Genomic DNA, 20,726 nt, shown 5'->3' with positions numbered 1-20,726 from the left:
CCCCGCCGCGCCGCCCCTGTAAACGCCCCGCGTTCCACGCCAGGATGCGCCGCGCCACACCGCAAGGACACGCCCCATGCCCGCCACCGACATCGCCGCCATCGAGGCCGTGCTGCAGACCTATTTCGACGGCCTGCACGAAGGTGACACCGCGAAGCTCGACGCCGCCTTCCACCCCTGCGCGCATCTGTATTCCGACAAGGACGGCGTGGTGCAGGACCTGCCGCGCGACCAGTGGTTCGACTGGGTGCGCAACCGCCCGAGCGCGAAGGCGCAGGGCCTGGCGCGCGCGGACCGCGTGCTGATGATCGACCAGCCCGGCCCGGAGCTCGCGATGGCCAAGGTGAATTGCCAGATCCCGCCGCGCTACTTCACCGACTACCTGGTGCTGCTGAAGACGCAGCAGGGCTGGCGGATCGTCAGCAAGGTGTTCCGCACCGACACGCGCGACTGACGGCCCGCGACGGGTGGGCGTGTCCGGCGTGCGGCGGCCCCACCGGGCGCGCGCGCAGGCCGCCCCTCGCGTCAGCCCGGCCGGCCGGTGTTCGCGCGGCCCAGGTCGCGTTCCATGGCCGCGGTATCGTAGTATTCGCGGAACTCCGCGACGCGGCCGCCATCCAGGCGCAGCACATCCACCTTGGTATAGGCGCATTCCGATCCATCGGCGTGGTAGCGCAGGCGGATGGAGGCCAGCACCGTGGCCCAGTCGCCATCCGCCAGGATGCGCTCGATGTCATAGGCGGTGACCTGGCAGATACCGGCCAGCGCCGTGAAATAGGCGCTCACGCCCTCCCGCCCGCGCCAACGGCCGCACCAGGGCAGCGGTGCCTCGCCGGCCGACAGCCAGGCGATGTCCTCGGCCAGGCCGGCCATGACGGCCGGCATGTCGCCGGCGCGATAGGAATCGTACAGCGCGGCGATCGTCGTCCGTGTCGCCTCGGTCGTCATGCGCGCCTCCGTCCGGTTGAGCAACGGAGGCTCGCGCCCGGCGCGCCGGCGATCAAGCCTTCAATCGACCCGCGCGCCGGAGGCGCGGACGATCGGCACCCATTTGTCGATCTCGGCCGCGATGAAGGCGCGCGTGGCGTCGGGTGTCATGCCCTCGGGGATGGTGTTGCCCAGGGCGATCAGCCGGTCGCGCACCTCGGGCGTGCGCAGGATCGCGGCGATGTGCTCGTACAGGAATTGCCGGATCGGCGCGGGCGTGCCGAGCGTGGCGGACCACGGCGTCCAGGTGGTGGCCTGCCAGCCGGGCAGCCCGGCCTCGGCCGCGGTCGGCACGTCGGGCGCCATGGGGCTGCGCGCAGGGATGCCGATGACGATGCCGCGCACCGTGCCGGCGCGGATGTGCTCGGCCATGAAGGAGATGGTGTCGGACTGGAACATGATCCGCCCGGCCATCAGGTCCTGGAAGGACGCCGCCGACCCGCGATAGGGCACGTGCGTCGCCTGGATGCCCGCCAGGTGCAGCAGCAGCGCCGAGGCGATATGCCCGGTCGACCCATTGCCCGACGACCCATAGGCCACCGTGCCGCCGCCCGCCGCCACCGCCGCGCGGAATTCCGCCAGCGTGCGGACATTCATCGAGGGATGCGTCGCCAGCACGATCGGCGAATGCGAGGAGATGGTGATGTGGTCCACGCCGGTCAGCGGATGCACCCGCAGCCGGTCGCCATACAGGCCGACATTCAGCGTATGCGACCCGAGCGCGCCGACCAGCAGCGTGTAGCCGTCGGGCTGGGTCTGCGCGACCGTCTCGAAGGCCACGGTGCCGCCGCCGGAAGGCCGGTTCTCGACCACGAACTGCTGGCCGAGCCGCTGCGACAGCGCCGCCGAGATCAGCCGCGCATTGATGTCGGCATTGCCGCCCGCGGCGAAGGCGACGATCACGCGCACCGGCTTGTTGGGATAGTCGGTGCCGGGTGCGCGCGCCGGCTGGGCCAGCGCCGGCAGCGCGGCAAGCGCGAAGGCGGCGCCGAGCAGCGTCCTGCGGATCATTCTTGTCTCTCCCTGCTATGCGATCGTGTGTTCGAGAACGCCGACCCGCTCGACTTCCATGCGCAGCCGATCGCCGGATGTCAGGTAGCGCGGCGGGTCGCGGAAATGCCCGACGCCGGCCGGCGTGCCGGTGGCGATCACGTCGCCCGGTTCCAGCGTCATGTAGCGCGACAGGAAGGCGATCAGCGTGGCGACCGGGAAGATCAGGTCGCGCGTATTGCCGTGCTGCACTTCCTCCCCGTTCAGCCAGCAGCGGACATCGAGCGCCCAGGGCTCGCCCACCTCGTCCGCTGTCGCGATGCAGGGGCCGATCGGGCAGAAGCCGTCCATGCCCTTGGCGAAGGAGGTCATGGCGAGCGGCACGTCGAACTGGAATTCGCGCGCGCTGATATCGTCGAGCACGGTGTAGCCGGCGACGTAGTCGAGGGCGACGCCTTCCGAGACGTTGCGCGCAGGCCGGCCGATGACGACGCCGAGCTCGACCTCCCAATCGGCCTTCTTCACCGCCGGCGGAATGCGGACCGCGGCCCCCGGCCCGACCACCGAGGAGGTCGGCTTGAGGAAGATCTTCGGCATCTCGAGCTTCGGGCCGCCGGCTTCCTTCGCGTGGTCGCCGTAGTTGCGCCCGACGCCGAGGATCTTTCCGGGTTTCAGCGGCGCCAGCAGCCGCGCTTCAGACAGTGGCGCCCGCAACGCCCCGTTCTCCGCCCGCGCCGCGAAGGCCAGCGCGCGGCCGGCCGCGACCATCGCCGCCTCGTCGCCGATCAGCGCCACCATGTCGTCGGGGATGGTGTCGCGCGGGTCTTCCCCGGCGGCGCGCTGCGCGGCGGCCAGCGCGGGGCGCAGCGCCACCACGCCGTCGCCGATGATGCCGCCCAGGACGCCGCCGTCCAGCGTGACCAGCCTCATGCCGCGAGCGCCGCGTAGTCGAGGCTCGCCATCACCTGCACGCGCAGGATGAAGCGCGGTTCGTCCGGGCCGTAGTCGGCCACCGCATTGTGCAGCGTGCCGATATTGTCCCACATCAGCACGTCGCCCTCGTTCCAGGCGTGCTCGTGGAAGAACTTCGCCTGCGCCTGGTGGCGGAACAGGTAGTCGAGCAGCGCGTCGGATTCCGTACGGTCGATGCCCTCGACGAACATCGCGTAGCCGGAGTTGCAATACAGGACGCGCCGCCCGGTGATCGGATGCACGCGCACCATGGGCTGCGAGACGGGCGGCTTCTTCGCCCGCTGCTCGGGCGTCAGCGGGCCGCGGATGGAACCGGGGCGGATGCGCATCATGTCCCAGAACTTGGTGAAGTCGTGGATGGCGGTGCGGCCCTCGATGCGCTGCTTCACTTCCGCCGGCAGGTCGTCATAGGCGGCATGCATGTTGCGGAACTGCGTGCAGCCGATGGCCTTGCCGTCGCGCCGCGGCACGCGCTTGGCGTGCAGCACGTTGGCCAGCGCGATCTCCTTCGAATAGGACATGTCGGTGTGCCAGCCCTGGCCGGCATCCGACAGGCCCATCGGCTTGCCCGCCGCGTCCTTCATGTTGGACAGGTGCATCACTTCCGGATGCCCCTCGGCGTGGAACAGGTTCGCGACATTCACTTCCAGCTCGCCGAAGCGCGAACCGAAGGCGGAGACCGCCGCGGCATCCATGTCCTGCCCCGGGAAGCACAGCACGCCGTACTGACCCAGCGCGCGCAGCACCGTGCGGAAATCCTCCGGCGACAGGGCGCGCGCAAGGTCGATGCCCTCCACGCGCGCGCCCAGCCCGGCATTGTTCGGGGTGATCTGCATGGGACGTTCCTCGGCTTGCTTGCGCGGAAGGTGCGACGCCGCACGCGCCTCGTCAACGCGCCGGGACGCCTTCCGCCCGGCGCGCGGGCAGGGCAGCATGGCGGCATGTGGAACACCCTGGACAAGCCGCGCATCGTCGTGGTCGGCGGCGGCATCGTCGGGCTCTGCGTGGCCTGGCACCTCGCTTGGCGCGGGCTGAAGCCGATCGTCGTCGAAGCGCGCAAGCCGCACGCCGCCTATGCCGGCAATGCGGGCGCCATCAGCCATGGGTCGGTCGCGCCGCTGGCGATGCCCGGCGTGCTGCGCCAGGTGCCGAAGATGCTGACCGACCGCGCCGGCGCGCTGCACATTCCGGCGCGCTACTGGCTGCGCGCCATGCCGTGGCTGCTGCGCTTCGTGGCGTCAGCGCGGCCTGCGCAGGTCGAGGCAGCGGCCACCGCGCTGGCGTCCCTGCTGTATGGCGCGCCGGAACGGCACCGGGAGATCCTGGAGGAGGAAGGCGCGCTCGACCTGCTGCGCGCGCAGGGGCAGATGTACCTCTACCGCGACGATGCGCAGATGGCGAAGGATGAAGCGGGCCTGGACCTGCGCCGCCGACACGGTCTGCGGATGGAGGTGCTGGACCGCGCCGGGCTGGTCGCGTTCGAGCCCGAGGTCGCGCCCGCCTATACCCGCGCCGTCTTCCTGCCCGACCATGGGTCCTGCGTGAATCCCGCGCGCCTGGCGGAGGTGGTTGCCGCCGGCATCCGCCGCATGGGCGGCGAGATCCGCGAGGCCGAGATCCGCACCATCACCACCGAGGGCCGCCGCGTCACCGGCGTCACCACCGATGACGGCGACATCCCCGCCGACCGCGTGGTGCTGGCCGCCGGGGCCTGGTCGGCGCGGCTGCTCGCGCCGCTCGGCATCAAGGTGCCGCTGGAGACGCAGCGCGGCTACCACGTGATGCTGCCCGACAGCGGCGTGCAGGTCGGCCGCGTGCTCTCGCCCGCCGACCGCAAGGTGTTCATCACGCCGATGGAGGATGGGCTGCGCGTCGCGGGGTCGGTCGAATTTGCCGGGCTGGACGCGCCGCCCAACGAAGCCCGCGCGCAGCTGCTGCTGGGTGACCTGCGCGCGGTGTTCCCGCAGGCGCGGACCGCGGGTGCGACGACCTGGATGGGCCACCGCCCCTGCCTGCCGGACAGCCTTCCGGTGATGGGCCCGGTCAAGGCCTGGGGCGGGCTGTGGTGCGCCTTCGGCCATGGGCACCTGGGCCTGACCGGATCGGCGCCGACCGGCGCGCTCGTCGCCTCCGCGATCGCCGGCGAGAACCCGAATTTCGACTTCGCGCCCTTCGCCGTCGAACGCTTCTGAACGACGTCGCGACCGTGCCGGCCCAGCCCGGCGACGCGCCGCTACGCCGCCAACTGCAGGATCTCCTCGAGGTCCGCCGTCCCGCGCACCGGGCGCGGGTTGGTCGCGATCGGCGCATCTCCGTTCCACCGCGCTGCCAGCCCAGGGATGTCGGCCGCGGCGATGCCCTGCTCCGACAGCCGCGTCGGCAGGCCGAGGCCACGCACGAAGGCCTCGATCGCCGGGCCGGCCTCCTCGCCGCCGAAGATGTGCGCGATGTCGCGCTGCCGCGCCTCGTTCACCGGCGCGTTCCAGCGCATCACGGCGTGCAGCATGAGGCACGACGTGATGCCATGCGGCACCCCGCGCGCTGCGCCCAGGATGTAGCCGAGCCCGTGGCTGGCGCCGACCGGCACGCCCGACCAGCCGCCCATCACCGACAGCCACATGGCCTGCTGGCACAGCGCGCGCGCCGCCAGGTCGTCAGGATGCGCGCGCACCCGCGGCAACCCTTCGGCCAGCATCAGCATCGCGCGATGCGACACGGCATCCGAGAAGGCCTGCGGGGCCGTCGAACACCAGCGTTCCGCGGCATGGTCCAGCGCGCGGATGCCCGATGACAGCAGCAGTTCCGCCGGCGTCTCCAGCGTCGCGGCGGGATCGAGGATCACCGCGCGCGGCACCATCCACGGGTCGAGTGCGCGATACTTCCGCCCCGCCGCGAGATCCGTGTAGCCCGCATGCGGCGCGAATTCCGCGGCCGAGAGCGTGGTCGGGATCGCCACCATGCGCGGGCCGGGCGGCGCGCCGTCCCAGTTCCCCGGCGCCGCGCCGCGCGATGCCGCCGCGCCGACCAGCTCGCCGGCATCGCTGATCGCGCGCCACACCGCCAGGCACGCCACCTTCGACCCGTCGATCACCGACCCGCCGCCCAGCGCCACCACCAGGTCGGCATCCTTCTCGCGCAGCAGCGCCGCCAGGGCGAGCACGTCCTCGACCGGGCTATGCGCGCGCATGGTGGCGAAGGTGCCGACCAGCCGCGCGCCGAGCGCCGTGGTGGCGGCCGCGACCAGCGCGCCGCCGGCCAGCGAGCGCGTCGTGACCAGCACGATGCGCGCGGCGTCCGCGACCTCGCGTGGCAACGTCTCGGCCAGCGCCGCGCCATGGTGGACGCGGCCCTGGGCCGGCCATTGATGCAGGTGCGCGCCCATCGCCCGGGGCCCTCCGTCAGGGAAGCGGCAGGATGCGGCGGCGGGCGCGCGCCGGCAACCTACTCCGCCGCCAGCGCCGCCTGGCGCTTCGGCACCAGGTGCTTCACCCGCGGCGCGACCTCCGTCTGCAGCAGCCCGAGCGACGTCTTCCACGCCTCCGGGCTCTCCAGGTAGTCGAAGCCGAAGACCAGCAGCTGCCCGAAGCCGCCGACCTCCTCGTAGATGCGCTCGATCTTCTCGGCGACGGTCGCGGGGCTGCCGATGATCCAGTTGTGGTGCGCGCAATAGTCCACCGTCACGTCGGAATCCGGCACCGACGGATCGTGCTTCAGGTAGTCCTTGAAGCCGAACTGCGCGAGCAGCTGGAGGAAGTATTCCCCCATCATGCGCCCCATGTGCGAGCCCACCGAAAGCCGCCAGGCTTCCTCGTCGGTCTCGGCCACGAACACCTCGCGCACCAGGCGCCAATCGCCGCGCCAGGGCGTGCGGCCGGACTTGCGCGCGCCGGCCTCGACGCTGTCCCAATGCGACGAGACATAGGCCGGGTTCAGGTTCAGCGACATCGGCAGGTAGCCGCGTTCGCCGGCCAGCTTCAGCGTGTCGGAATTCTTCGACAGCCCAGCCACGCCAATCGGCGGATGCGGCGCCTGCAACGGCTTGATGTGCGGCTTGAGGAAACCGAACATCGTGTCCGGCTTGTCGACCTTCCAGTACTTGCCGTCATGGTGCCAGGGCCCGTCCTCGGTCCACATCTTCAGGATGATGTCGAGCGCCTCGCGCGTCATGTCGCGGTTCTGGCCGGACATGCCGTCCACGTTGAACATCGCCCAGTCCGACGGCAGGCCCGAGGCCGCGATGCCGAAGTTCAGCCGGCCTTCCGACAGGTGGTCCAGCATCGCGACCCGGTTCGCGAGTTCCGCCGGGTGGTGATAGGGCAGCAGGAAGCCGCCAGGGCCGATGCGCAGCCGCTTGGTCTGCAACAGCGCCTGCGCGATCAGCAGGTCGGGCGAGGGGTGCGGTTCCCACGGCGCGGTGTGGTGCTCGCCGATCCAGGCCTCGCTGTAGCCCATCTCATCCAGCCAGCGCAGCACCTGCAGGTCCCAGTCATGGCCCTGCTTCAGGCCGCGCTCGGGCGGGTGGGACGGCATGGCGAAATAGCCGAATTCCATCGGGTGCTTCCTCCTGCTGGTCTTGTCGTTGGGGGAAGCATCCGATGGTCGCGCGCCGGCATGCAACCGGAAAGCGAGTGGCGCGCGAGGCTGTGAGATCAGCCGCGCTGCGACTTGTCGGCCGCGTTGCGTGCCTTGATGCGTTCGCGCGCGGCGGCCCAGTCGTCATCGCTCCAGCCCAGGTAGTCCTGGAAGCCACCGCCGCCGGTCAGCCAGCTGCCGCCATCCAGCGCGATGGTCTCGCCATTGATCCAGACGGGGCTCAGCAGGAAGGCCGCCAGGTCGCCGATATCCTCGGGCGTGCCGACGCGCCGCATCGGGTTGGCCCGTGCGGCGCGCTCGGCCGGGTTGTTCTCCCCGGGCCGCAACCGCGCGAACATGCCCTCGGTCGGGATGGTGCCGGGCGCGATGGCATTCAGCCGGATGCCATGCCGCCCCCATTCCACCGCCAACGACTTGGTCATGGCGTCGATGCCGGCCTTGGACATGGCGGAGGGCACGACGAAAGGCGCGCCCGTGCGCACCCAGGTCACGATGATCGACACCACCGACCCGCCGGTGCCGTCCTTGATCCAGCGCTTGCCCACCGCCTGCGTCACCTGGAAGGTGCCGTGGAAGACGATGTCGGCGATGGCGTGGAAGGCGCGCGGCGAGAGGTCCTCGGTCCGGCTGATGAAATTGCCGGCGGCGTTGTTCACCAGATGCGTGGCGGGCCGCCCCTCGTCCCACATCGCGGCGACCGCGGCGTCCACCGCGGCGGGGTCCTTGATGTCGACCGCGCGCGATGTCGCGCGGCCGGGATGCCGGGCGTTGATCTCGGCGGCCGTTGCCGCCACCACCTCGCCGCGCCGGCCCCACAATTCGACGGATGCGCCGAGCGCGACCAGCCGCTCCGCCATCATGCGCCCGAGCCCCGTGCCGCCGCCGGTGACCAGCACGCGCGCGCCGTCGAACAGACCCTCGCGGAACATCGCGGCTACTCCGCCGCGGCGTGGAAGCGCGTGAAGTCGGGCTTGCGCTTCTCCTGGAAGGCAGCGACGGCCTCGGCCGCTTCCGGTCCGCGCAGCAAGGCGCCGAAGCGGGCGAATTCCTCGGTCATGTGGGCGGAGAGCGCGTCCTCGCCGGCCTGGCGCAGCAGGCGCTTGGTGGTGGCCATCGCGGCCGGCGGCTTGGCGGCCAGGCGGCGCGCCACGCCTTGCGCCGTCGCCATCAATTCACCGACCGGCACCACGGCGTTCACGATGCCTGCGCGCAGCGCCGTGGCGGGCGGGAAGGCATCGCCCAGCATCAGCAGTTCATTGGCCAACAGCTGCCCGCCACGCTGCGGCACCAGCAGCGAGGACCCGCCCTCCGGGCACAGGCCGAGATCGACGAAAGGCATGCGGAAGACGGCGTTCTCCGCCGCATAGACGAAGTCGCAATGCAGCAGCATCGTGGTGCCGATCCCCACCGCGTAGCCCGCCACCGCCGCCACCACCGGCTTCGGGCAGGCGCGCAGCGCCGCCAGGAATTCCCGCGCCGGGGAGGGCACATCCGCCGCCTGGTCGCCGCGCGCCTTGAAGTCGCCCACGTCATTGCCGGAGGTGAAGCACTCCGTCCCGCCGGTGATCAGCACCGCGCGCACGCCGGACGCCCCCGCCGCATCGCGCAGCGCCGCGCCCATGGCGGCATACATGTCCCGCGTCAGCGCGTTCTTCTTCTCCGGCCGGGCGATGCGGATGGTCCGCAGCCCGGCATCGTCGGTGACGTCGATCTCGCTCATGGTTTCCTCCGGTGGTCTTCAGACCATGATCGGCGGAACCGCGGCCGCAATCCAGCGCGCAATCGCGACGGCCCGTTCATCCTGGTGCGGCTGGGTGGTGATCGAGATGCCCAGCGGCAGCCCCTCCACCGCCATGCGCGGCACCGTCACCACCGGGCAGCCGAGCCCCGACGACGCCGTGTTCATGATGGGATTGCCGGTGGTATGCAGGATGCGGTTGGACGACCCGCCGGTATCGCCCGGCATCGGCGAGGGCCCGCAGGCGGGCAGGCCGATGAAGGCATCGACCTCGCCGGCCAGCGCGGCCTGGGCACGCCGCATCTCCTCGCGCTGCAGCAGGCGCATGCGGTACTGCGCCAGCGTGACGGAACACCCGAGTTCGAAGCGCGCCTTCAGGCTGTCGGACAGCGCATCGGGGTTCTTCGCCATCATGTTGGCGACCGACCAGGCGCTTTCATACGCACAGACGTCGGTGGCGAGGCCCATCGCGCCCATCACGCGCTGTTCCAGCGCCTCCAGCAGCGGATGGTCGCCGCGGCGCAGGATCGCCACGCCCTGCGCGCGCAGGGCCTCCAGCGCCTGCTCGAAGGCGGCGATTGCCTTGGGTTCGGCCACCGCCCAGCCTTCCGTCTCCAGCACCGCCAGGCGCCGCGGCACCACCGTCGCCGGCGGGTCCTCGCGCGTGAAATACATCCCCGGCGCGCCCGGATCGCCGCCGACGCGCTTCACGATCTCGACCGCGATGGCCCACATGTCCTGTGCGCTGCCGGCATGGATGCCGACGGTGGATTGGCTGAAACCCTGGCGCTCGCCGCGATTGATGCCGCCCTGGGTCGGCTTCAGCCCCCAGTTCGCGTTGAAGGATGCCGGGCGGATCACGCTGCCCAGCACCTGCGTGCCGATCGCCGCCGGCAGCATCCGCGCGCTGATCACCGCGCCCGAGCCGGATGACGACCCGCCCGGCGTGCGCCGCAGGTCGAAGGGATGGCGCGTCGGCCCGGGATGCGACATGCCCAGCTCCGTCGTGACCGTCTTGCCGACGATCACCGCGCCGGCCTGGCGCAGCGCCTGCACCAGCGCGCTGTCGCGCCCCGGCCGGTTCCCCTTGTAGAAGGCGCTGCCCATCTCGGTCGGCAGGTCGCGCGTCTCCAGCAGGTCCTTGATGCCGATCGGCAGCCCGTCGATCGCCGACAGCGGCGCGCCGGCCTTGTAGCGCGCCGTGCTGGCATCGGCCGCCTCCCGCGCGCCGGCCTCGTTCAGCGACGCGAAGGCCATCACCTGCGGCTCGACCTCCGCGATGGTGGCGAGGCAGCGTTCCAGATACGCGCGCGGCGTGTCGGTGCCCTCCAGGAAGCCCGGCACCGCATCGTGGAAGGTCAGCGGGCGGAAGCCCTCGGGCGTGTACGTCTGCGGTGCGGGCAGGGGCATGGGGCGTCTCCTCGGCTGCACCATGCTTGCCTGCGCCACGATGCGCCGCAAGGCTGACAGCACCGCCCCTTTGCGCGAGGATGCGCGCAACCAGGAGGAACGCCATGGCACGGCGCGTGATGATGGTGACAGGCGGATCGCGCGGCATCGGCGCGGCCACCGCGCTGCTGGCGGCCGAACGCGGCTACGACCTGCTGCTGACCTATCGCAGCGAGACGGCCCGCGCCGAGGCCACCGCCCGCGCCTGCGAATCCCGTGGCGCCCGCGTGGTGCTGCTGCAGGGCGATGCCGGCGCCGAGCCCGACATCCTCGCCGCCTTCAACCGCTGCGACGAGACCTTCGGCGGCCTCGACGTGCTGGTGAACAATGCCGGCATCACCGGCCCCAAGCGCCTGCTGGCCGACACCACCCTGGCCGACTGGGTCGGCGTCATGGCGCCCAACGTCATCGGCGTGGCGCTGCATTGCCGCGAGGCGGTGCGCCGCATGTCGACGAAGCGCGGCGGCAAGGGCGGCGCGATCGTCAACGTCTCCTCCCGCGCCAGCGAGATCGGCGGCGGCGGCGAATGGGTCCACTACGCCGCCAGCAAGGGCGCGGTCGACACGCTCACGGTCGGCCTGTCGCGCGAGGTCGGCGCCGAGGGCATTCGTGTCAATGCCGTCAATCCCGGCCTGATCGACACCGAGATCCACGCCGCCGCGGGCATGCCAGACCGCGTGCAGCGCCTGTCCGCCGGCGTGCCGATGGCGCGCGGCGGATCGGCGCTGGAGGTCGCGGAATGCATCCTGTTCCTCGCCTCCGATGCCGCGTCCTATGTCTCGGGGGCACGGCTGCCGATCGGCGGGGCGCGGTAGCGCCACCCGCGCCCATCAAGGCCAGGGCGGCTTGCAACCGCGCCTTGCAGTGCCCACCTCAACTGAAGCGGGACGAGCCGCGGCGGCCCGCGACGTGGCGCCGCGCGGCACCCGCCATCCCTGCCCGAACTTCCCCGCGTGCCTCAGCTGCGGCCACGGCCAAGCCCTGAAGGAACGCGATGCCTGTCCTCGGCGTCCATCACGTGACGACGTATCGCTACCGGCAGCCGGTCGCCTTCGGCGAGCACCGGATGATGTTCCGCCCGCGCGAGGGCCATGACCAGCGCCTGATCCGGTCGACCCTGACGATCACGCCGGAACCCGCCGAACTGCGCTGGCAGCACGATGTCTTTGGCAACAGCGTCGGCATCGCGCGCTTCAGCGGGCGCGCGCGGGAATTGTGCTTCGACAGCCGCGTCCTGCTGGACCACACGCCGGCGAATGCGCTCGATGAACCCATCGGCCAGGATGCCGAGACCTATCCCTTCGCCTACGACGTCGAGGACCTGCCCGACCTCGCGCGGTCGATCGAACGGCAATACCCCGACCCAGACCACGCCATCGAACGCTGGGCACGCGGCTTCGTGCGGCGCGACGGCACCACCGGCACGCGCGACCTGCTCTCGGCGATCACCCACGGGGTGCGGCAGCGCTTCACCTATATCGCGCGCTCCGAGCGCGGCGTGCAGGAACCGCTGCTGACGCTGCGCCTTGGCAGCGGCACCTGTCGGGATTTCGCGGTCTTCCTGATCGAGGCGCTGCGCGCGCTCGGCCTCGCGGCGCGCTTCGTCTCGGGCTATGTCTACAGCGGCGCGCGCGGCGGGCGGATCGGCGGCGGCGCGACGCATGCCTGGCTGCGGGTCTATGTGCCCGGCGCCGGCTGGGTCGAACTCGACCCGACCAACGGCATCATCGGCAATCGCGACCTGATCCGCGTCGCCGTCGCGCGCGACCATCGGCACGTGCTGCCGCTGCATGGCACATGGACCGGGTTTCCCTCCGACGACCTCGGCATGACCGTCCGGGTGAGCGTCACCGACGCCGAAACAGGATCGTGACCCCTCCGGCGTGAAACCTGCATGGCCCGCCTGCGTCATGCATCACGAACCGCCGGGCGATGCGTCGCACCGCCTCAACAAGGATGTCTCCATGCAGATCAGCGCCGGCTGCCAGATCGCCTATGACTGCCCGCAACCGACGCCGATGCTGCTCATGGTCACGCCACATCCATCCCGCGCCGCGGACCTGGTGGGCCCGCACCATATCGGCTTCGACCCGCCCATCCCGGCCACGCCTTACATCGACAGCTTCGGCAATGCCTGCACGCGCATCGTCGCCCCGCCGGGACGGCTGACCATCGAGACGCGACTGCTGGTCGAGGACAGCGGGCTGCCCGACCCGGTGGAGCGCGCCGCCTGGCAGCGCGCGATCGAGGACCTGCCGCACGAGATGCTGATCTACCTGCTCGGCAGCCGGTACTGCGACACCGATCGCCTGTCGGATGTCGCCTGGTCGCTGTTCGGCCAGAGGCCCGCCGGCTGGGACCGCGTGCAGGCGATCTGCGACTACGTGCACAACCACATCGCCTTCGGCTACGAGCACGCCCGCGCCACACGCACGGCATCCGAGGCCTTCGCGGAACGGCGCGGCGTGTGCCGCGACTACGCGCACCTGGCGATCGCGCTGTGCCGCTGCGTCAACATCCCGGCGCGCTACTGCACCGGCTACCTGGGCGACATCGGCATGCCGCCGCCCTACGGCCCGATGGATTTCGCCGCCTGGTTCGAGGTGTTCCTCGACGATCGCTGGCACACCTTCGATGCGCGCAACAACCAGCCGCGCATCGGGCGCATCCTGATGGCGCGCGGGCGCGACGCGACCGACGTGGCGATCGCCACGACCTTCGGCCCCTGCACGCTGGCCGGCTTCAGCGTGTTCACCGACGAGGTGACGGCGTAGCGTCCCGGCGCGCAGCACCGCGTCCTGCTGCCTGCTGTCGGGTCATCTCCATCCGACCGGCTGAGCCCATCCGGAGGGGAGCCGCCCGGCCGGCGGCACGCATGCCTGCCGGCCGCCGGTGACCGCCGCCGCGCCGGGTCAGGCCGGCGTGAGCACCGGCCTGCGCGCCGCGCAGAATTCATCGACGGCGGCCACGAAGCGTGCGCAATCGGCATCCGTCACCGGCAGCATCAGCGCCGACATGCCGCGCCGCGCCAGGTAGATGCCGCCCGCCAGCAGGTCGAAGAAGAACAGTTCGCGCATCTGCTCCTCGGCGGCGCTGGCCTCGTAGGCGGCGGTGATCGGGCCGGGGCGGAAGTGCGGGCTCATCATCGACCCCACGCCGGTGAAATGCATCGCCACGCCATGCTTCGCGCAGGCGGCGTTGCAGGCCTCGCGCAGCGCCTCGCCGCGCGCGAACAGCGCCTCGGCGGCGGCGGCGTCGAAGATCTCGCCCATCGCGACGCAGCCGGCCGCCATCGACAGCACGTTGTTGTTGAAGGTGCCGGCATGGGGCATCGCGCCCGGCCGGTGGCCGTCGAACACCGCCATGATGTCGGCGCGGCCGCCGAAGGCGCCGAAGGACATCCCGCCCGCCATGTATTTCCCGAAGGTGGTCATGTCCGGCGTGATGCCCATGCGCTGCTGCAGCCCGCCGAAGCCGTGGCGGCTGGTCATCACCTCGTCGAAGACCAGCAGCGCGCCGGTCTCGGTCGTGGCCTCGCGCAGCGCGGCGAGGAATTCGCGCGTCGCCGGGATGCAGCCGCCCGAACCCTGCATCGGTTCCACGATCACCGCGGCCAGCGCGGCGCCGGCCTCGCGGATCGCGGCCGCGGCGCCCGCCGGGTCGTTGTAGTCGGCGAAGCGCATCGGGATGGGCAGGTTGACCGGGCTGACCGGCACGCCGACCGGGAAGGTGAAGACACCGCCATGGTAGCCGCCGCGGAAGACCAGCACATCGGTGCGCCCGGTGAAGCCGCGCGCGCCGGCCAGCGCCATGATGTTCGCCTCGGTGCCGGAATTGGTGAAGCGCAGCTGCTGCACGGACGGGAAGCGCCCGCAGATCAGCGCCGCGAGCTTCCCTTCGTTCTCGCCCACCGCGGCCAGGTTGATGCCGCGGTCCATCGCCGCCTTCACGGCATCGAGGATGCGCGTCTCGGAATGCCCGAACAGACCCGCGGTGTATTCGCCGCAGAAATCGACATACTCGCGCCCGTCCGCATCGAACACCCGCGCGCCCTCGCCGCGCACCATGGCGGTGGGGAAGGGGGTGTAGAACAGCACGGTGCGGGTGTTCCCGCCGGGCATCACCTCGCGCGCCTTGGCGTGGATCGCGGCACTTTTCGGGCGTGCGTTCGAATACGCCTCGCGCGCCTCGATCAACGCGGCCTCGAGGTCGGAATTGCGCGGGTCGCGCGGGGCGTCGAGGGGGCTCATGGGCGTCTGGCTCCGGCGGGGTGGGCGAAGGCTCGCGCCGGGGCATCGGGGCGTCAACCCGAAACGGGCTTGCGGCGGCGCCCGGCGCGGCTACCCTTCGCGCCATGGCAACCGTCCATGGCATGGCGCCCTCCGGCAATTGCTGGAAGGTCGCGCAGATCCTGCGCCTCACCGGCACGCCCTTCCGCTGGGTCGAGGTCGACACCAATGGCGGCGAGACGCGCACGCCCGAATTCCTGGCGCGCAACCCCTTCGGCAAGGTGCCGGTGCTCGAGCTGGACGACGGCACGGTGCTGGTGGAATCCAACGCCATCCTGCTGCATGTCGCGGAAGGCACGCCCTGGCTGCCCGCCCCCGGCCTGCCGCGCACCCGCGTGATGGAATGGCTGTTCTTCGAACAATACAGCCACGAGCCCTTCATCGCCGTGGCGCGCAACATCCGCGCCTACCAGGGCACCGCCGCGCAGAACGCCGAGCGCCTGGCGCGCTGCGACGAGGGCGGGGCGCGCGCGCTGGATGCGATGGAACACCGCCTCGCATCGCATGACTGGCTGACCGATGCGGGGCCGACCGTCGCCGACCTGGCGCTGTTCGCCTATACGCATGTGGCGCATGAGGGCGGCTTCGACCTGGCGCGCTGGCCTGGCGTGCAGGCCTGGGTGGCGCGCCTGGCCGCGCTGCCGGGCATCGTCACGCTGCCACGCCGATGACCGCCCGCGACGCCATCGTCGTCGGCGGCGGCCTGGTCGGCGCGGCCATCGCGCATGGCCTGCGCGGCCAGGGGCTCGACACGGTGCTGCTCGATGAGGGCGACGTCGCCTTCCGCGCCAGCCGCGGCAATTTCGGCCTGGTCTGGGTGCAGTCGAAGGGCTTCGGCGCGCCGTGGTACCAGCAATGGACCCGCGGGTCGGCCGGCGAATGGCCCGCCCTTGCCGCCGACCTCGCGGCGCGCACCGGCATCGACACCGCCCTGCAGCAGCCCGGTGGCGTGCACCTGTGCCTCAGCGAGGCCGAGTTCGACGACCGTGCCGCCCGCATGGCGCGGATGCAGGCCGAGGCCGGCAACCACGGCTTCGACCACCGCATGATCCGCCGCGGCGAGCTGGACGACATGCTGCCCGGCCTCGGCCCGTCGGTCGTCGGCGCGTCCTTCACGCCCTATGATGGCCATGCCAGCCCGCTCGCCTTGCTCCAGGCGCTGCACCGCGCCTTCACCGAGGCCGGCGGGGCCTACATCCCGAACGCCAAGGTCACCGGCGGCAGCGCGGCGCCGCACGATTTCCGCGTGGAGACCGCCGCCGGCGCCTTCACCGCGCCGCGCATCGTGCTGGCGGCGGGGCTCGGCAATGCCGACCTCGCGCCGGTCTTCGGCCTCAATACGCCGGTGCGCCCGCAGCGCGGCCAGATCCTGGTGACCGAACGCGCCGGCACGATCCTGCCGATGCCCACCACCACCATCCGCCAGACCGGCGAGGGCACCATCATGCTCGGCGACAGCATGGAGGAGGCCGGCTTCGACACCCGCCAGGCGCCGCCGGTGATGGCGCAGATCGCGCAACGCGCCGCGCTGTGCTTCCCCTGGATCGCCGAGCTCAACATCGTGCGCGCCTGGTCGGCGCTGCGCGTCATGGCGCCGGACGGCCTGCCGATCTACGACCAGTCCGACCGCTTCCCCGGCGCCTTCACGGCGAATTGCCATTCCGGCGTGACGCTGGCCGGCGCCCATGCGCGGCTGCTGGCGCCGATGATCGCGGCCGGCGCGCTCGATCCCGTCCTCGCCCCCTTCACCGCGAAGCGCTTCGATGTTCAGACCGCGGCCTGACGCCCGCCCCGCCACCATCGAGGTGCTGGTCGACGGCACCCCGGTGCTGGTCCCCGCGGGCGCCTCGGCCGCCGCTGCCGTGCTGCTGGCCGGCCTGCCCGCGATCCGCGAAACCCCGGTCTCCGGCAGCCCGCGCCTGCCGCTGTGCATGATGGGCGTGTGCTTCGATTGCCTGGCGGAGATCGACGGCGTGGCGAACCGGCAGGCCTGCATGGTGCCGGTCGCGCCCGGCATGCGGATCGCGCGCCAGCACGGCGCGCGGGCGGCGCGGCCGTGATCCATGACCTGGCGATCATCGGCGCCGGCCCGGCCGGCATGGCGGCGGCGGTCGAGGCGCGCGCCTGCGGCCTGTCCGTCCTGGTGGTCGATGACAACCCCGCCCCCGGCGGCCAGGTGTTCCGCGCCGCCGAGGCGGCCGCGCCCGATCCCGCGGTCGGGCCGGAGATCGCACCCGGCCTCGCGCTGATCGCCGCCTTCCGGGCCAGCGGCGCCGAATACCGCCCGGCGACGACGCTGTGGCACCTCGACCCGGATGAAGGCCTGCTGTCGCTGGCCGGCCCGCAGGGCGTCGATGAAGCGCGCGCGCGCCGCGTGCTGCTTGCGACCGGCGCGCAGGAACGCGCGGTGCCGATCCCCGGCTGGACGCTGCCTGGCGTGATGACGGCGGGGGCCGCGCAGATCATGCTCAAGACCACTGGCGCGGTGCCGGCGGGGCGGACGGTGCTGGCCGGGCAGGGGCCGCTGGTCTGGCTGTTGGCCGTGCAGTTGGCGCGCGCGGGCGCGGCCCCGCTGCTGCTCGAGACGCGCAGCACCGGCCTTGCCGCGGCGCTGTCGCAGGGCGGCCTGTGGTCGGGCCGGCGACTGCTCGCCAAGGGCCTGGCGCTGATGGCCGAGGCGCGCCGCCGCGGCGTGCGGGTGGTGCGACCCGTGCGCGGCCTGCGCGCCGAGGGCACCACCCGCGTCGAACGCATTGCCTGGGATGGCGGCGCCGCCCCCTGCGACACGCTGCTGCTGCACGAGGGCGTGATCCCGCAGACCCATGTGTCGCGCGCGATCGGCGTGGATCACGCCTGGGATGCCGGGCAGGCCTGCTGGCGGCCGGTGACGGACGGCTTCGGCGCGTCATCGCATGACCGCATCGCCATCGCCGGCGACGGCGCGGGGATCGGCGGCTGGGAGGCCGCGGTGGCGGCGGGGCGGCTCGCCGCGCTCGATACCGCCCGGCGGCTCGATGCGCTGGACGCGGCCGGAGTCGCCGCGCGCTCCGCCGCGCCACTGGCCGCGCGCCGTGCCGCGCTGGCGCTGCGCCCCTTGCTGGATGCGTTCTACGCGCCGCCGGCCTCGGTGCTGGCACCGCCCGACGACGTGCTGGCCTGCCGGTGCGAGGAAGTCACCGCCGGCGCCATCCGCGCCGCCGCGCGCCTCGGCGCCACCGGCCCGAACCAGATGAAGGCCTACCTGCGCTGCGGCATGGGCCCCTGCCAGGGGCGCATCTGCGCGCCCAGCGTCGCCGCGCTGATCGCCGAGGTCCGCGGCGTGCCGCCCGAGACCATCGCGCCGCTGCGCCCGCGCGCGCCCTACAAGCCCATCACGGTCGGGCAACTGGCTGCGAGTGCGGAATCCGCGCAACAGCCCCCGCAATAACGCTGCGCCACCGCACACAATCATTGGCGCGCCGGCAGGGCTGCGTTACATCACTTTCATGCGCGCATTTCTTGCCCTGCCCCTCCTGGCGGTCACCGCCTTCGCCCTGCCGGCCCCTGGCCTGGTACGCACCGCGGATGCCCAGGCGCTCGCCACCGCCGCCGCCTCTGACGCCGCCGTGCAGCGCCTGGCGGACCGCCTTTCGCGCCTGGCCGAGGACGGGCTCGACCCGCGCTGGTACCAGGTGCCCGCCGCCGGCCTCGCCGACGCCGACCCGGCGCGCTACCGGGCCGAGACGCTGCGCGCCGCCCAGGCCGCCCTGGCCGACCTGTTGCTGGGCCGCGCCGGCCCGCTGCGCGGGCGCGTCGACCTGCGCCGCGATCCCTCCGCGGTGCAGCTCGGCGCCTGGGTGGCGGAGCTCGCCGCCGCGCCGGAGCCCGCGACCGTCATCGACCGTGCCGCCGACCTGCCGCCCGATGCCCGCGCGCTGAAGGCGGAGCTCGCCCGCTACCGCGCCATCGCCGCCGCCGGCGGCTGGCCGCGCATCACCGGGGATACCCGCCGCACGCTGGAACCGGGCACCATGGATGCGGCGCGCGTGCCGCAGCTGCGCGCGCGCCTCGCGGCGCTCGATCCCGGGCTGGTGGAAGGCCCGGCCGCGGCCAACCCGCTCTATGACGACCGCCTGCTCGCCGCCGTGCGGCTGTACCAGGCGAGCGAGGGGCTGGAGCCCGATGGCCGCGTCGGCGCCATCACCTGGGACGTGCTGAACACGCCGGTCGATACCAAGATCACGCAGCTGCGCGTCGCGCTCGACATGCGGCGTGCGCAGCCCGCCGCGCGCGCCGAGCGCCGCATCGAGGTCAATGTCCCGCACTACCGGCTGCAGCTGCTCGATGGCAGGCGCGTGGTGCAGGACATGGCGGTGATCGTCGGCCGGCGCGACCGGCAGACGCCGATGCTCGATGTCCGCATGACCGCGGTGCAGTTCAACCCGCCCTGGGGCGCACCGGACCGCAATGCGCGCGAGGACCTGCTGCCGCGCTTCCGCCGCGACCCCGCCGGCATGCAGGCCGCCGGGTATCGCCTGTTCCAGCGCGTCGACGGGGAGGTGGTGCCGGTCGATGCCACCACGCTCGACTTCGCCAACTACAACCGCAACCACTTCCCGTATTTCGTGCGGCAGGATGCCGGCGACCGCAACGCGCTGGGCCGCATCAAGTTCGTGATGCCCAACAGCGACGCCATCTTCATGCATGACACGCCCGACCGGCATCTGTTCAGCCGCGGGCAGCGCGCCTTCTCCTCCGGCTGCATCCGGCTCGAACGGCCGATGGAGTTGCTTTCCGAGGCGCTCTCGGGCACAGCGGGCTGGGACAGGACGCGGGTCGACCGCACCCTGGCCAGTCGCGCCACCGTGAGCACGCCGATCGCGCGCTCGGTCCCGGTGCGGCTGCACTACACGACCGTCATCGTGGAGGGAGGCCAAGTGATCATGCGCTCCGACATCTACGGCCTGGATGCCGACTACGCCCGCGCGATGGACCGCGGGACCCCGCAACGCGTCGCCTCCGCCGAAGGGGGCAACGCGCGCGGCGCCGCGGCACGCTGACCCATGGCGCGCATGTTCCACGGGCTGTGCTGCCCGTGCTGCGATCCCGTGGTCGCGAAGCGGCGGGAAGTGCTGCGCGCCGGCCTCGGTGGCCTCGTTGCGCTGGCCGGGCTGCCGGCCGCCGCGCAGGCGCAGGCGGTGGCATCGGGGGCCCGCACCGTCCGCATCCGCCGCGTGCAGACCGGCGAATCCTATTCGGGCGTCTATTGGCGCGATGGCCGCTACGACCGCGACGCGCTGCGCCGGCTCGACGTGCTGTTCCGCGACCCTTCCATGGACGAGACGACGCCCATGGACCCCCGCCTGTTCGACGTGCTGTTCACCATCGCCCGCCACGTCGGCTCGGATGAATACTACGAGGTGATCAGCGGCTACCGCGCGCCCGAGACCAACGCCGCGCGGGCGCGCCAGTCCCGCCGCGTCTCACGCGTGTCGCTGCACATGTCGGGCATGGCGGCGGATGTGCGCCTGCCGGGCACGCAATCCATGGGCATCGCGCGGGCGGCGGCGGACATGCAGATCGGCGGCGTCGGGCTATATCGGCGCGACGGCTTCGTCCACCTGGATTGCGGCCCGGCCCGGCGCTGGTAGGCCGGCCGCACGCCGCGCCACGCCCCGCCGGCCGCGGCGCAGGGCTGGCGCGCGCCGCCCGCCACCCGGGCGCTGCGC

At 72.3% G+C, this 20,726-nt stretch carries 21 protein-coding genes; 11 read left to right on the top strand and 10 right to left on the bottom strand.

What is annotated here, in order from left to right; genetic code table 11:
* Nucleotides 1-76: 76 nt before the first annotated feature.
* Entirely contained in the window at nt 77-454 is a 378-nt protein-coding gene (locus LQ222_RS19410) for a nuclear transport factor 2 family protein (RefSeq protein ID WP_230168497.1), read from the top strand.
* 71 nt (nt 455-525) lie between these two features.
* Here the strand turns inward: LQ222_RS19410 and LQ222_RS19405 are convergent, their stop codons facing one another.
* The 4 genes from LQ222_RS19405 to LQ222_RS19390 are packed head-to-tail and all read right to left on the bottom strand — an operon-like array spanning nt 526 to nt 3,785.
* Nucleotides 526-948 carry a nuclear transport factor 2 family protein gene (locus tag LQ222_RS19405; protein ID WP_230168496.1) on the bottom strand — a complete coding sequence of 141 codons (423 nt, stop codon included), beginning with the start codon at nt 946-948 and terminating at the stop codon, nt 526-528.
* A gap of 60 nt (nt 949-1,008) precedes the next feature.
* Nucleotides 1,009-1,998 (bottom strand): tripartite tricarboxylate transporter substrate binding protein, encoded by a 990-nt coding sequence (locus LQ222_RS19400; protein ID WP_230168495.1) that lies wholly within the window; start codon nt 1,996-1,998, stop codon nt 1,009-1,011.
* 15 nt (nt 1,999-2,013) lie between these two features.
* Nucleotides 2,014-2,907 (bottom strand): fumarylacetoacetate hydrolase family protein, encoded by an 894-nt coding sequence (locus tag LQ222_RS19395; RefSeq protein WP_230168494.1) that lies wholly within the window; start codon nt 2,905-2,907, stop codon nt 2,014-2,016.
* Entirely contained in the window at nt 2,904-3,785 is an 882-nt protein-coding gene (locus tag LQ222_RS19390) for a TauD/TfdA family dioxygenase (RefSeq protein WP_230168493.1), read from the bottom strand. The genes LQ222_RS19395 and LQ222_RS19390 overlap by 4 nt, the downstream gene beginning before the upstream one ends.
* A gap of 105 nt (nt 3,786-3,890) precedes the next feature.
* Between LQ222_RS19390 and LQ222_RS19385 the strand changes: the two genes are divergently transcribed.
* Nucleotides 3,891-5,141: an FAD-binding oxidoreductase gene (locus tag LQ222_RS19385; RefSeq protein ID WP_230168492.1), complete on the top strand. Its 1,251-nt coding sequence runs from the start codon at nt 3,891-3,893 to the stop codon at nt 5,139-5,141.
* A gap of 41 nt (nt 5,142-5,182) precedes the next feature.
* Here the strand turns inward: LQ222_RS19385 and LQ222_RS19380 are convergent, their stop codons facing one another.
* The 5 genes from LQ222_RS19380 to LQ222_RS19360 all read right to left on the bottom strand — a co-directional run bounded on the left by LQ222_RS19380 (nt 5,183) and on the right by LQ222_RS19360 (nt 10,690).
* A complete protein-coding gene (locus LQ222_RS19380) occupies nt 5,183-6,331 on the bottom strand; it encodes an iron-containing alcohol dehydrogenase (protein ID WP_230168491.1) in 1,149 nt (382 codons plus the stop codon).
* Between the two features lie 59 nt (nt 6,332-6,390).
* Entirely contained in the window at nt 6,391-7,500 is a 1,110-nt protein-coding gene (locus tag LQ222_RS19375) for an LLM class flavin-dependent oxidoreductase (RefSeq protein ID WP_230168490.1), read from the bottom strand.
* A 98-nt stretch (nt 7,501-7,598) separates the two neighbouring features.
* Nucleotides 7,599-8,471: an SDR family oxidoreductase gene (locus LQ222_RS19370; RefSeq protein WP_230168489.1), complete on the bottom strand. Its 873-nt coding sequence runs from the start codon at nt 8,469-8,471 to the stop codon at nt 7,599-7,601.
* 5 nt (nt 8,472-8,476) lie between these two features.
* Entirely contained in the window at nt 8,477-9,262 is a 786-nt protein-coding gene (locus tag LQ222_RS19365; RefSeq protein WP_230168488.1) for an enoyl-CoA hydratase, read from the bottom strand.
* An 18-nt stretch (nt 9,263-9,280) separates the two neighbouring features.
* Nucleotides 9,281-10,690, bottom strand: a complete 1,410-nt coding sequence (locus tag LQ222_RS19360) for an amidase (RefSeq protein WP_230168487.1) — start codon at nt 10,688-10,690, stop codon at nt 9,281-9,283.
* 104 nt (nt 10,691-10,794) lie between these two features.
* Here LQ222_RS19360 and LQ222_RS19355 point away from each other — a divergent pair, with 104 nt between their 5' ends.
* From LQ222_RS19355 to LQ222_RS19345, 3 genes are all read left to right on the top strand, one after another.
* Complete coding sequence (locus LQ222_RS19355) at nt 10,795-11,544, top strand: SDR family oxidoreductase (RefSeq protein WP_230168486.1); 750 nt, start codon at nt 10,795-10,797, stop codon at nt 11,542-11,544.
* A gap of 179 nt (nt 11,545-11,723) precedes the next feature.
* The gene (locus LQ222_RS19350; protein ID WP_230168485.1) at nt 11,724-12,602 is read left to right on the top strand and encodes a transglutaminase family protein; all 879 of its coding nucleotides are present in this window, start codon (nt 11,724-11,726) and stop codon (nt 12,600-12,602) included.
* Between the two features lie 10 nt (nt 12,603-12,612).
* Nucleotides 12,613-13,503, top strand: a complete 891-nt coding sequence (locus LQ222_RS19345) for a transglutaminase family protein (protein WP_308071647.1) — start codon at nt 12,613-12,615, stop codon at nt 13,501-13,503.
* Between the two features lie 138 nt (nt 13,504-13,641).
* On the opposite strand, the gene LQ222_RS19340 is transcribed toward LQ222_RS19345, so the two are convergent.
* Nucleotides 13,642-14,979 carry an aspartate aminotransferase family protein gene (locus LQ222_RS19340; protein WP_230168484.1) on the bottom strand — a complete coding sequence of 446 codons (1,338 nt, stop codon included), beginning with the start codon at nt 14,977-14,979 and terminating at the stop codon, nt 13,642-13,644.
* A gap of 104 nt (nt 14,980-15,083) precedes the next feature.
* On the opposite strand from LQ222_RS19340, the gene LQ222_RS19335 reads away from it, so the two are divergent.
* The 6 genes from LQ222_RS19335 to LQ222_RS19310 are packed head-to-tail and all read left to right on the top strand — an operon-like array spanning nt 15,084 to nt 20,648.
* Nucleotides 15,084-15,689, top strand: a complete 606-nt coding sequence (locus tag LQ222_RS19335) for a glutathione S-transferase family protein (protein WP_230168483.1) — start codon at nt 15,084-15,086, stop codon at nt 15,687-15,689.
* Nucleotides 15,686-16,801 carry an FAD-binding oxidoreductase gene (locus LQ222_RS19330; RefSeq protein WP_230168482.1) on the top strand — a complete coding sequence of 372 codons (1,116 nt, stop codon included), beginning with the start codon at nt 15,686-15,688 and terminating at the stop codon, nt 16,799-16,801. The genes LQ222_RS19335 and LQ222_RS19330 overlap by 4 nt, the downstream gene beginning before the upstream one ends.
* Nucleotides 16,782-17,078, top strand: a complete 297-nt coding sequence (locus tag LQ222_RS19325; protein ID WP_230168481.1) for a (2Fe-2S)-binding protein — start codon at nt 16,782-16,784, stop codon at nt 17,076-17,078. The genes LQ222_RS19330 and LQ222_RS19325 overlap by 20 nt, the downstream gene beginning before the upstream one ends.
* A complete protein-coding gene (locus tag LQ222_RS19320) occupies nt 17,075-18,445 on the top strand; it encodes an NAD(P)/FAD-dependent oxidoreductase (protein ID WP_230168480.1) in 1,371 nt (456 codons plus the stop codon). The genes LQ222_RS19325 and LQ222_RS19320 overlap by 4 nt, the downstream gene beginning before the upstream one ends.
* A gap of 58 nt (nt 18,446-18,503) precedes the next feature.
* On the top strand, nt 18,504-20,057 hold the full coding sequence (locus LQ222_RS19315) for a murein L,D-transpeptidase (protein ID WP_230168479.1): 1,554 nt from the start codon (nt 18,504-18,506) through the stop codon (nt 20,055-20,057).
* A 3-nt stretch (nt 20,058-20,060) separates the two neighbouring features.
* A complete protein-coding gene (locus LQ222_RS19310; RefSeq protein ID WP_230168478.1) occupies nt 20,061-20,648 on the top strand; it encodes a DUF882 domain-containing protein in 588 nt (195 codons plus the stop codon).
* Nucleotides 20,649-20,726: the final 78 nt, after the last annotated feature.

The organism is Roseomonas sp. CECT 9278, assembly GCF_918698155.1.
Taxonomy (GTDB): Bacteria; Pseudomonadota; Alphaproteobacteria; order Acetobacterales; family Acetobacteraceae; genus Neoroseomonas.
Note: the sequence above shows the minus strand (reverse complement) of the source record. Positions and strands in the feature narration are given on the sequence as shown.